Origin of the sequence: Adlercreutzia muris (genome assembly GCF_008831045.1) — a bacterium.
Classification (GTDB): Bacteria; Actinomycetota; Coriobacteriia; order Coriobacteriales; family Eggerthellaceae; genus Adlercreutzia; species Adlercreutzia muris.
Map to the genome: position 1 here is coordinate 25698 of NZ_WAJS01000028.1, position 11345 is coordinate 37042.

Sequence of the window (11345 nt, forward strand, 5' to 3'; positions counted from 1 at the left end):
ATGGCGTATGGGTGTAAGGAGGATGAGAGGGCGTCATGTATTCGCTGGTCATCATGGACGATATGGAGGAGGCGGCCCAAGAAGCACAGCGGGCCGTTGAGGCGAGCCCGCTGGGTTCGCTGTTTTCCATTATCCGGGTGGCCAACAGCGCCGAACTGAAAATCCTTCGGGGGGGGGGGCGCTCCCTGCGATGTGCTGATCGCCGACATTCGGCTGGGCGATGACGAGCAAGCGAACGGTATTCGGGCGGTGCGCGAGCTGTTCGGGCGCGGATGTGCCACCCAGGTCATCTACCTTACGGGCTACATCGAGTACTGTACCGAGGTGTACGAGACCGATCACGTCTACTTCCTGACCAAGCCCATCTGCCAGGTCGACTTCGATCGGGCCCTCGCGCGGGCGGTGGAGGGTCTTAAGCATGCGGCTTCGGAAAACCTGATGGTGAAGCATGGCCATACGGTCATTGCCGTTCCCTGTGGGGAGGTCACCTTCATCGAAAGCCGGTTGAGGAAACTGGAGATTCACACGGTCGACGGCGTGCACGACACCTATGGTACGATCCCCGACATTATGGGTGCCCTGCCTCGGGGCTTTGTGCGCACGCACAAGAGCTTTGTGGTGAATCTGGCCCATGTGACGCGGCTCGATCCCGATGAGTTCGTGCTGCGCTCCGGCGAGGTGGTCCCTGTGAGCAAGCGGCGGAAGCGCGAAGTGCGTGAAGCCTTCTTCGGAAATTTGGGGCGGTGACGGCTCCCGTGCCCCTTTTGCAGCGTATTGCCCTTGTGTTGTTTCCCGCAAGCCTTCTGATCGTTGCCGTTGTCGGCATTGGCTGGACGTTTTTCTATCGCCTGTCGCCGTGGCTGACCGTTGTATTCGTGGTGCTGATGGCGTTATGCGTGCCCCTGAGCTTGCGGCTGCGGGGCGAGGTGCGCCGCACCTGCGAAATGGAGAGCGTGCGCGAGCGCGTGCGGGCTCTTGAGGAGCAGGAGCGCATTTCGGCAGCCTATCAGGAGAAGCTGCTCGCCGATGAGGAGGGCATTCGGATGGCGCGGCATCGCGTGGCTGAGGAAGTGGCCGAGGCACGGGCCATGATTGCCGCCCGTGATGGGGGCGGGGCCTCGCGCCGTCTCTCGCGGGCTTTGGAGTTGATGGGCGATGGCGCCTATCGCCAATGCGATCATCCCTCCGCCGATGCCATGGCCTCCATGAAGGCCCAAGCCTGTCGCGATGCGGGCATCGATCCGCAGTTTGCCCTGGAAATTTCCCGGGACGTTCCCGTTTCGGCGGTTGATTTGTGCGCCGTGCTGGGAAATCTTGTCGACAATGCGCTGGCTGCGGCGGTGCGGGCGCGGGAAGGGCGCTCGGCAGTTGAGGGGGCTGGGGCGGGATCGGAAAGCGGCTCCGTGGCGACTGCCGCCGCCGAGTCTCGTTCTGGGGATGAGCCGGCTCCCTACGTGCGCCTGACGGCGGAGCAGCGCGATGGGTATCTCGTAATTACCGCGCAGAATCCGGTGGGTCCCGTCGATGCCGCCGCTTTCGGGAAGTCCTCCGGGTTGCGCCGACGACGCCCTCGCTCGGTGGCATCCCACGGCTGGGGACTTTCCATCGTGTCGTCTGTGGCGGCCCGCTACGGCGGCGCCCTGGTCACTGATGTGCGCGGCGGTGTTTTCCGAGCCACGGCGGTCCTGGGGTTGGAGTCGACCGTGGGGGAGCGGGAGGGCGTGCGCTGATGAACGGTATCAACGACGCCCTGTTCGACCCGGGCAACCTCATCGTCAACATGATCGGGGGTATGCTCATCCAGACCGTGTACCTCGCGCTTCTGACATGGATCGTTCCTCCGCGATCGAAGAGAGTGTTCTGGTTCGTTGAGCTTGTCTGCACGGCATTCTTCATGTTCCTGAAACCGGTCATGCCCGCATTGCCGCGGCTCGCGGCCAGTGTGACCGTCGGGGTCTTTCTGCCCATTCCCCTGCTGCGCGGTTCGCTCTTCACCCGTGTTTTCGTGTGCACCCTGGCCGGTGTTGCCCAGACGGTGGCCGAGTTGGTGTGCATGGTGGGGTGGGTGTCCATCACGGGGCTGGGCGTGGTGGACAACAACGCGCTCCTGAGCTATTTACCGGTTTATCTGATTACGCTGCTTGTCGGGCACGGGGGAACGATGTTCCTTCTGGCGGCGGGTATCCGATGGCTCGTTCGTCGGTTTTTGCCGACCGGGGCTCCCTGCTCGGCCGCTTCGCGCGGTACCCCCTCTGCTTGGATGCTCAAGTACCTGTGGTTTCCCGTGCTTCAGTTCACGCTGTTCTTCGTCGTGGTAGAGATCGGCTTCGATGTGCTCCACTGGAAGGAGGGGTCGGTTGGCATCGTTTCGCTGCTCGGCATTTTGTGCCTAGCCGTGGACGTGCTGCTGTTCGTCCAGATCGGCCGCTCGGTGGCCCAGGCCCAGGAGGAGGTGCGGGCCGCCGTGCTGGAGGAGCGGGTGGGCGACTACCTGGCGCGCTCGGAGCGGGTGCAGGCCCTGCTCGGCGAGACGGCCCACCTGCGCCACGACCTGCGCAACCACCGCATGGTGGTGGAGGCCCTCTGCGAGCGCGGGGAGTACGAGCGGGCCGAGGCCTACCTGGACGAGTTCGCCGACCGCCTTGCCGGGGAATAAGGTGGGAGCGCCGTGCTAGAATCACCTTTCAAGCCAGTGAAGGGAGTTGCTCCGTGTTTCGCATTTTGTTCGTCTGTCACGGGAATATTTGCCGATCCACCATGGCGGAGTTCGTGCTGAAGGATATGGTGGCCGCCCGCGGGATAGCCGATGAGTTCTCTATTGCCTCGGCCGCAACGAGCACTGAAGAGATCGGGAACCCCGTGCACCCCGACACCCAGCGGATGCTGAGGGAGCACGGTATCGGCGGCTTCCAGGCCAAGCGGGCCCGACAGCTCACGCGGGCCGACTATGACGGCTACGATCTGATTATCGGCATGGATGCGGCGAACATTCGCAACATGAACCGCATGCTCGGTGGCGATCCCGACGGTAAGATCCACAAGTTGCTGGAATTCGCCGGCTCTGTGCGCGATGTGGCCGACCCTTGGTACACCGGTGATTTCGAGACCACTTACGACGACGTGCTCGCCGGCTGTAAGGGGCTGCTGGCGCATCTGGGACGCTAGGCGGCCTCGTCTAGGGTCTGCGGCTCGGGCAGCGCTCGGCGGCTATTTCCCCAGGAGGTGGCGGACGGCAGCCACGGGGTGGTGGAGCATCATCCGGGGGCCGGCATAGCGCATGATGGCGCGGATGCGCTCGCGCTCGGCGGGGGCGTAGCAGTGGTTGCCGCACGCCTCGCAGTTGGTCTTGTGGGCCATGGAGCGGCAGCGCTCGGTGCGGCGTACGCAGTACTCGTCGATGGCCTTGCAGTCGGGGCAGATGCGCTCGCCGCTGTGGCTTATCTCGGTGCGGTTCGCGCGACCGTGGTTCCCGGCGCAGTAGAGCGCCACCATCTGGGAGATGGTGCGCTGCTCGCGCTCGCGGCGGCGGGCGACGGCGGGGGTGTCGGGAGTGCGTGCCATGGGCGCTACCTTAGCAGATGGCGCGGGCCGCGGCGGCGGGGGAGCGCCGTTTGCGGAAAGTTCACAGGAGGCGCTGCAGCACGACGTAGCGGTTGAGGTCGCCGTGCTTGCCGTCGGCCGAGAAGCGGATGATCTCGCGGCAGGGCAGCGAGAACCCGGCGACCAGGCCGTCGATTTCCCCGTCGGTCGCGTGATGGCAGAAGCGGTAGACGTCCTCGGCGTGCTGCCAACCGAGCAGGTAGTCGCCCGGGGCGAAGGCGGGCAGGCCGTGGGTCTCCCTTCCCCGGTCGGTGACGGCCGCGGCCTTGGCGGCGATGCGCCCGTCGCGCAGGAACTGCCAGAACGACACCAGGAGAAAGCCGCCGGGGCGCACGGCTTTCGCAAGGCCGTCCAGCAGGGCGCGGCGTTGGGCCGGCGAGGCCAGGTGGTGCATGAACCCGAAGGCCACGGCCATATCGCATGACCCCTGGGGAAGGTGGCGCTCCAGATTGCCGTCGATGAGGGCGTCGGCGATGTCAAGGGGGCGGAACTCGAGCGCCACGGGGGCCAGGGCCGGCGCGTGCTGTGCGGACTTGACGGACCTGGCGGTCTGGGCCCCACGGCTCGTGGTACCTTTTCCGTCTCCCGCCCCCGCGTCTGCGCGGGAATCTTCGCCCGCATGCGGCGCCCCCGCTTCGACGAGGGGGCCGCAGTTGTCCAGGGCGATGACAGATAGCGGGCCTGCTGAGCGTTTGGCGAGGAATCGCTCGAAGCGCAGGTTGCCGCACCCCAGATCGAGCAGGCGCAGGGGCCTGCCAAGAAGGTCGGGGTCGGCCGTGGCCACGGCGGCGAGCGCCCGATCCCACCCGTCCCAGGGGGCTTGGCGCGTAGCTGAGAAGGAGGCGGCCTTCTGGGCGTAGAAGTCGGTCGTGAGGGCGTTCAGGCGCCGCAGGGTATCGCTGTCGTAACTCATAGGGGTCGCCTTTGGTAGAGGCCGGCGTCCTTGAAGCCGAGGCGCCGGTAGTAGGCGCGGGTGCCCACGGCGCTGATGACGTTCACGGCGGCAAAGCCCGCCTCGGCGGCCTGGCGGCAGGCCTCTTCCACAAGGGCCCTTCCGAGCCCCAGATGCTGGGTTCCCTCGCCGGTTCGGTGCAGGGCGGCCACCTTCCCGTACACATGCACCTCCCGGATCATAGCCTCGCCCGGGATGGGGAAGCCGTCTGGGCCCTCGCGGTCCTTCGAGCCCATCGCGCCTGCGGGCTTGCCCGGGGCGGGGGAGCCGTCCGGTTGCCTCGGGTCATCCGCGCCGGCGAGCTCCAGAGCCTCCTCCCGCGGCAGCGACAGGCGGCAGAAGCCGGCGATCTTGCCCGCGGGGGTGACCCACTGGAGGAAGCGCTCCTCGCTCACGGTGGTGATGTAGGGAACGGTCTCCAGGGAAAGCGCCTCGGTGTCGGCCCCCTCCACGGAGATCTCCCGGCTGCGAATCTCCCGCACCGGCTCGCCCGCGGCCGCTACGGCCGCCTCCACCACCTGGCGCAGGTTCGTCTTCTTGTTGCCCACGAGAATGTCGGTGGCCGATATGTCGCGGATCATGCGGGAGATGCGCGTGAAGGGGGGCGTGGCCAGCACATCGGCCGCGAGCACCCCCACGAGCTCCTCCTCCGTGTAGGGGCGCCAAGCGCCGTCGCGGAAGCGGTCGGTGAGTGCGGCGCTGGCCACGAGGCAGCAGGGGTAGAGCTTCACTTCGTCGGGGAGGAAGGCCGCCTCGGTGGCAAGGCGCCGGTAGTCGGCAACGTCGGCCTCGGGCGTGGCGCCGAGCAGGTTCACCATGAAGTGCACGTGGCTCTTGAAGCCGAACAGGCGCAGCAGGGCCATGGCGCGGGCGATGGACTCGACAGCGAGGGCACGGCCGTTGACTGCGAGCACCTCGTCGCTCAGGCTCTGGATGCCGATCTGCACCTTGGTGCAGCCCAGGGCCCGCAGGGTGCGGCAGCTGGCAGCCGTGACCAGGTCGGGCCGCGTCTCCACCACGAGCCCCACGACGCGCTTGGCCGCCTCCTCGTTGGCGCGGTGCAGGGCCGCGAGGTCATCCCAGGAGAGGTCCTGCTGCTCAGGCGCGGGGGCTTTCTCCTCGTTTCCCCACAGCGGCCCCCAGGCCTCGTTGTACGTGAGCTCGCCGCTATCGATGCGCGCCTGAAGCGGTGCGGTCAGGGCCGCCAGCTCGTCGCGGTCGCGGGGACGGCCCTGGCTCTCGTAGCGGGCCCGGCGCACCGCGGCCCCGGCCGCCCGCTCATCGTCGGGCAGGTTCAGGGCGCGGAACAGCTCGCCGACAAACCAGCGTTGGTAGGCCTCGGGATAGTCGCTCCAGGTGCCCCCGAGTACGATGAGCTCCACCTTGTCGGTGACATGCCCCATGGCCGTGAGCGCCCGCAGCCGCGCCTCCACCTGGAGGAAGGGGTCGAACCAGCAGCGCTCGGCCCGCTGGCAGGCGGGCTCGTCGGCCAGGTAGCTCTTGGGCATGCGGATGTCGCTGGGGCAGAAGACGCACGCCCCCGAACAGGGCCAGGGCTTCGTGAGCACGGTAATGGTGGCCACGCCCGAGGCGGTGCGCCGCGGCTTGGCCTGCAAAAGGCGCATAAGGGCCGCATCGGTCGCCTCGCCTACGTTCCACGACCGCCAACGTTCGGGGTCGTCGGCCTTCACCTTCAGGTAGAAGGGCAGAAGCCGCCGCTTCGCCACCCGGCGCGTCCCATCGTGGGCGGCTCGGTTGTGGCGGCGCACCAATTTGTCGAGCCAGGTGGCGTCAACGTCCTGGCCCGCATCCAGGGCGGCGATTATTTCGAGCAGGGCCTCTTCCAACTACAAGGCGGCCTTGATGGCGGCCAGCAGCTCGTCGTAGGTTTCCAGGGCCGGCAGCTCGGGGTGCTCGGCCTTGATGGCGTCGGTGGAGCGGAACAGGAAACCGGCCTTCGAGTTCAAGATCATGCCCAAATCGTTGTGGGAGTCGCCGGCGGCGATGGTCTGAATGCCGCAGGAGTGCAGCGCCCGCACGGTGGTGAGCTTGCTCTCGGGGCAGCGCATGCGGAAGTCGGTGATGGCGCCGCTCTCGTCCACCACGAGCTCGTTGCAGAACAGGGTGGGCCACCCCAGCTTCTCCATGAGAGGCCGGGCGAACTGCTCGAAGGTGTCGGAGATGATGATGACCTGGGTGAGGGAGCGCAGCTCATCGAGGAAGGCCCGGGCGCCTTCCATGGGCTCGATCTTCGCGATGGTGGCCTGCACGTCGGCCAGGCCCAGGCCGTGCTCGGCCAGGATGCCGAGGCGGAAGGCCATGAGCTTGTCGTAGTCCGGCTCGTCGCGGGTGGTGCGGGCAAGCTCGGGAATGCCCGCTTCCTCGGCGAAGGCGATCCAGATCTCCGGTACCAGCACGCCTTCCAGGTCGAGGCATACAACGTTCATGGCGCAACTCCTAACGGTTGGGGAACGAACTCTAGGGGAAGGGTATCCGATAAGCGCCCCGGTCACTATCGGGAGCGGGGAGTTCTCCGCAGAAGGTTGCGGTTGCGATGGCTCGGAAACGGAAGGGGGCATCTGGCCGAGCCGCGGACCGCCAACCCGGCCTCCCCTGCTATACTGGACAAGTTTGCTTGACGGGCCTGAGGACGCGACGGGAGAGACCATGCACGAGCCGAACCCCATATTCGCTGCCGACTTGGCGGTGCCCGCGGTCATCCGCGAAGCGCCGGGCGTATTCCTGCAGGGCCGTCGCATCCGCTCGCTCGTCTTCTCCACCGACCTGGCCGTCATCTGCCATTGCAACGCCGACGCGGTGCTGGCCGTGTACCCCTTCACCTGCCAGCCGGCCATCACCCAGGCCCTCGTGGCTGCCTCCCAGCGCCCGGTGCTCAACGGCGTGGGCGGCTCCATCACCCACGGAGAGCGCTGCGTGGAGGTGGCCCTGCACTCCGAGATGCAGGGAGTGGCCGCCGTGGTGGTGAACACCTCCATTCCCGTGGAGACCGTGAGCGCTCTCACCGAGCGGCTGAACGTGCCGGTGGTGGTGACCGTCTGCGCCGACGACGCCCAGGCCGCCCGCCAGATCGCGGCGGGGGCGAACATGGTGAACGTGGCCGCCGGTGCCGCCACGGCCGCCGTGGTGGAGGCCCTGCGCGCTCGCTATCCCGAGCTTCCCATCATTGCCACGGGCGGCCCCACCGAGGCCTCGGTGGCGGCCACCATCGCCGCCGGTGCCGACGCCATCAGCTGGACCCCGCCGGATATCCGCGAGCTGGAGCGGGCCGTCATGGAGAAGGCGCGCCGCCTCGCGGCCGAGCAGGGCGCCTCCTAGTCCTTCAGCATGCGCTTTACGAGGTAGCCCTCGCGGATGCCGTACTTGCACACGACCACCTCGCCGGCCCCGAGGGCCTCCATGAGGGTGCGCAGGATGACCATGCCGGGCACGAGGGTGTGCACGCGGTCGGGGCAGGCCTTCGCGGCTCCGTGGGCGAAGGCACCGCGGTCGCTTTCTAGCAGATCGAACAGGGCGTCCAGGGAGGCCCGCTCGATGAGCGGCGGCTTCGCGGGCAGGCCCAAGGCCTGGGCCTGCATCTTCACGACGGCCCGCACCGAGCCGCCGATGCCGTAGAGGCGCTCGCCGCGCAGCTGCTCGCGGCTCTGCTCGCTGAGGCGCTCCAGGTGGGAGAGCAGCCCTTCGGCGATGGCCCGGCACTCCGCGGTCTCGGGCAAGATAACGGCCACGAACTGCGCATAGGAGGACACGCTGCCCTGGGGCAGGCTCGTGCTGGCCCCGTGGCGGGGGCGCTGCCCGTGCTCGTTCAAGGCTGTGAGCTCGGTGGAGCCGCCACCGATGTCCACGAGGGTTCCCCGTCCCAGCTCTTGGCCGATGCGGGCCCCGGCCAGGCCGAGATCGGCCTCCTCTTCCCCCGACAGAAGGAAGATGGGGTGCTCGATGGCCTCCTCGATGGCGGCCACGGCGAAGGCGGAGTTCGCGCAGTTGCGCAACACGGCGGTGGCGAAGATGTCCACCCGGTCGCAGGAGAGGTTGCGGGCGATCTTCAGGTGGTCGCCGAGAATGGCGGCGGCCCGCTCGATGCCGGCAGTGCTGAACTGCCCGTCGACGACGTAGGCCGACAACCCCGCCATCTTCTTCTCGTCTGCGAGGATGCGGAAGGGCTTGGGGGCAGCCGCGTCCTTGCGGGCCTCGTAGATGACCAGTCGCACGGAATTCGATCCGAGGTCGATGACGCCAAGTCGGGCCATGGGGCTCCTTTCGCGGGGAGGGGTGCTCGCTCCCATTGTACCGCGGGAGGGCGCAAACAAGGGCCGTCCGCGCTGTGGAGGAGAGTCGGACGGCCCTTGGAAGGAGGGGGAGGTTGCGTCAGTTGGCGATGACCACCCGGTAGTGCGCGTTGTCGCCGCAGCAGGTTTGCAGAATGATGGACTCCCCGTAGTCGGTCACGTGGGATTGGATATCCTCCCAGTAGGTGTCGTCGGGCACGATGAACTCGTCCACCACGTAGTAGGTGCGCGCGTTGCCGTCGCTGTCGCAGACGGTCACGGGGTCGCCGTTCTTCAGGGTCATGACGCAGGTGAAGGAGCCGGGGTTATGACCGATGAAGTAGCCCCAGCTGCCGTCGGTGGTGCTGTCGGAGCCCATCCACAGCCCGGCGCCCGAGGAGGGGGCCGAGGCGGTCTCGTAGGAGGGAACGTAGCCCATGACGTCGCCGTTCACGTTGATGGTGGCCGCCGCCATGGCGTCGGGCTCGGTCACTTCCTCCGGCGAGATGGTCTCGAGGGGATGCTCGACGTCCACGGGCTCCACATCGACGGCCTCCTCCTCGGCCACTTCCGGGGCCGTCTCGGCCGCCGCAGCGTTCTCGGCGGCAGCGTTCTCGGCGGGGGAATCCTCGGCGGCTGCCCCGTCGTCGCGGTTGTGGTCGCGGGCCAGTTGGGCCCGTTCGGCAACGGCCTGGAGGGCCAGCTGGTCGTGGACGGCATCGAATTCCGTAGCCATGGCCACGGCCTCTTCCTGGTCTTCGTAGATGATGATGGAGGCCACCTGCTTGGTGATGGAGGTGTCCTGGGCCTTCTCGGGCATGGGGCGCGTCGCGGGATCGGCGGGCTCCAGGGCGAAGGCGAGGCCGCCGGCCAGGCACAGAGCCGCCACCGATGTGAGCGATGCCGCCAGAACCTTCGGTGCCTTCATAACCTGCTTCCTTTCACGAGGGGCCCCGACTGGGCAAGGGCTTTGCGGGGTCGGTCGGGCGGGAGTGCGGTGGCGTCGCGGCGAGGGGAGCGCCGGGGGCCGTCCGTCGAGGATTATCATAGGGTGAAAAGGTAAGAAATAGGCTCTGATCGGGTATTTGTTTGAAGCCTGTTCGGCCCGGTTCATATTCGTGGCACATTGCCATCGTTCCGTGGCAGTGCCGTTGGGCCGCCGTTGCCATTGTTGACGCTGCGCAAACAGAAGCGGCCCCGATTGAGGAGGAATGAAGGAAGGGGCCCGAGGCGGTCGCGGGTGGCCGGGCGGGCAATCCGGCCGTAGAAAATTAGCGAAGAGCGGGCGTTTTCCCGCAGATCGCCGGCGACTTCCCCTATAATATATCGGCTGAGAATTCCAACGGAAGCAACCGCGCGACCGTGCCGGCAGGCCGCAAGCGCACCGACGAACGAGCTCGAAACGCACGACAGACGAACAGAGGTTGATCTCCATGGGAACCTACGAAGACGATTACGGCGCTTCTGAGGGCGCGACCGAGCATCCGCAGGCGGCTGCCGGTGCCCCCTGCGCCGCGCAAGGGTCGCGCGGCAAGATAACCACCCGCCCCTCCCGCGAGAGCATTCTGCAATCCTACGCCTCCCAAGACGAGATGCGCGCACGCAACGCGCGGCTGCGCTCCCAGCAAGCGGCCCAGTCCACGGCGGCCAGCGCGGCCCAGCGCAACGCCGACCGCCTGGCGCGCCAGGAGGCTCTGGCGGCCCAGCAGCGCGAGCAGGAGGCCTATCGCGCTCAGCGCGAAGCCGATCGCGCCGCCCGTCGGGCCCAGCGCGGCGGCACGCCCCCGACGGCCTCGGCCCCGGCGACCCGCCGCACCCGCGTGGTGCCCCCGCTGTCCTCCCAGGAGAGCTACGATTTGACCCGTTCCTCCATGGAGAGCTACGAGCGGGCTCGCGCCTCTCGCGACGCCCTGTCCGAGACGCGCCGGGGCCGCGCCCTCAACCGCGAGGTCATCGACGGCCGCGGCAGCATCGATTCCCGCACCTTCAACGAGAGCCACCAGATCTCGGCCTACTCCCGCGACGAGCGCGACCGCCACGATCCCATGGTGGACACCGTGGAGGCCCGCACCACCTGGCGCAGCCGGGCGGGTCAGGGCTTCGACGGTGCCGTGGATCCGGCGGGGGCCCACGCCATGCCGGCGCCCCTGCGCCCCCGGGGCTCCCGGGCGAGCGACGTGGGATTTTCCGGGGTCATGAGCGGTCGGGCGAACTACAGCGCCCCCGCCTCGGGGCCGTTGGCCGCCCTTCCCACCTTCCTGAAAGTGACCATTCCCGTCATTGTTATACTACTGGCCGTTATCATCTATCTGGTGGTGTTTTAGAAAAGGCAGCCCATGTACGCGAAGCCCACGTGCCCGACCCCGCTTAAGATCGTCATCCTGGCCATTATCGCCATTGAGCTGGCCTTCATCGGCTTCACCCTGGTGACCGAGGCCCGTGCGGGCGAGGGGGGCGCCCCCGCTCCCGAGGAAACCGCCCAGCCGGCCCCCTCGCCCGCACGGGCC

Annotated in this window: 12 protein-coding genes; 6 read left to right on the plus strand and 6 right to left on the minus strand. The window is 67.7% G+C overall.

The window, feature by feature from the left end:
* Positions 1 to 192 precede the first annotated feature (192 nt).
* The 4 genes from F8D48_RS08890 to F8D48_RS12005 all read left to right on the plus strand — a co-directional run bounded on the left by F8D48_RS08890 (position 193) and on the right by F8D48_RS12005 (position 3165).
* Entirely contained in the window at positions 193 to 747 is a 555-nt protein-coding gene (locus tag F8D48_RS08890; protein ID WP_135970110.1) for a LytR/AlgR family response regulator transcription factor, read from the plus strand.
* Positions 748 to 896: 149 nt separating this feature from the next.
* On the plus strand, positions 897 to 1730 hold the full coding sequence (locus tag F8D48_RS08895) for an ATP-binding protein (RefSeq protein ID WP_170272786.1): 834 nt from the start codon (positions 897 to 899) through the stop codon (positions 1728 to 1730).
* Entirely contained in the window at positions 1730 to 2656 is a 927-nt protein-coding gene (locus F8D48_RS12000) for a hypothetical protein (RefSeq protein WP_151431350.1), read from the plus strand. Before F8D48_RS08895 ends, F8D48_RS12000 begins: the two co-directional genes overlap by 1 nt.
* Positions 2657 to 2709: 53 nt before the next feature.
* The gene (locus F8D48_RS12005; RefSeq protein ID WP_151431352.1) at positions 2710 to 3165 is read left to right on the plus strand and encodes a low molecular weight protein-tyrosine-phosphatase; all 456 of its coding nucleotides are present in this window, start codon (positions 2710 to 2712) and stop codon (positions 3163 to 3165) included.
* Positions 3166 to 3207: 42 nt separating this feature from the next.
* On the opposite strand, the gene F8D48_RS08910 is transcribed toward F8D48_RS12005, so the two are convergent.
* The 4 genes from F8D48_RS08910 to thrH all read right to left on the minus strand — a co-directional run bounded on the left by F8D48_RS08910 (position 3208) and on the right by thrH (position 6999).
* Positions 3208 to 3561 (minus strand): nitrous oxide-stimulated promoter family protein, encoded by a 354-nt coding sequence (locus F8D48_RS08910; RefSeq protein WP_151431354.1) that lies wholly within the window; start codon positions 3559 to 3561, stop codon positions 3208 to 3210.
* Positions 3562 to 3622: 61 nt separating this feature from the next.
* Positions 3623 to 4513 (minus strand): class I SAM-dependent methyltransferase, encoded by an 891-nt coding sequence (locus F8D48_RS08915; protein WP_151431356.1) that lies wholly within the window; start codon positions 4511 to 4513, stop codon positions 3623 to 3625.
* Positions 4510 to 6399: an elongator complex protein 3 gene (locus tag F8D48_RS08920; protein WP_151431358.1), complete on the minus strand. Its 1890-nt coding sequence runs from the start codon at positions 6397 to 6399 to the stop codon at positions 4510 to 4512. The genes F8D48_RS08915 and F8D48_RS08920 overlap by 4 nt, the downstream gene beginning before the upstream one ends.
* Entirely contained in the window at positions 6400 to 6999 is a 600-nt protein-coding gene (gene thrH, locus F8D48_RS08925) for a bifunctional phosphoserine phosphatase/homoserine phosphotransferase ThrH (protein WP_151431360.1), read from the minus strand.
* 220 nt (positions 7000 to 7219) lie between these two features.
* On the opposite strand from thrH, the gene F8D48_RS08930 reads away from it, so the two are divergent.
* Positions 7220 to 7888 (plus strand): dioxygenase, encoded by a 669-nt coding sequence (locus F8D48_RS08930; RefSeq protein WP_135970103.1) that lies wholly within the window; start codon positions 7220 to 7222, stop codon positions 7886 to 7888.
* Here the strand turns inward: F8D48_RS08930 and F8D48_RS08935 are convergent.
* Both F8D48_RS08935 and F8D48_RS08940 read right to left on the minus strand, forming a co-directional pair.
* A complete protein-coding gene (locus tag F8D48_RS08935) occupies positions 7885 to 8820 on the minus strand; it encodes a Ppx/GppA phosphatase family protein (protein ID WP_151431362.1) in 936 nt (311 codons plus the stop codon). The two genes, F8D48_RS08930 and F8D48_RS08935, sit on opposite strands and share 4 nt — an antisense overlap.
* A gap of 118 nt (positions 8821 to 8938) precedes the next feature.
* Entirely contained in the window at positions 8939 to 9766 is an 828-nt protein-coding gene (locus F8D48_RS08940; RefSeq protein ID WP_151431364.1) for a sortase domain-containing protein, read from the minus strand.
* Positions 9767 to 10271: 505 nt separating this feature from the next.
* Between F8D48_RS08940 and F8D48_RS08945 the strand changes: the two genes are divergently transcribed.
* A complete protein-coding gene (locus F8D48_RS08945; RefSeq protein ID WP_135970100.1) occupies positions 10272 to 11162 on the plus strand; it encodes a hypothetical protein in 891 nt (296 codons plus the stop codon).
* Positions 11163 to 11345 lie beyond the last annotated feature (183 nt).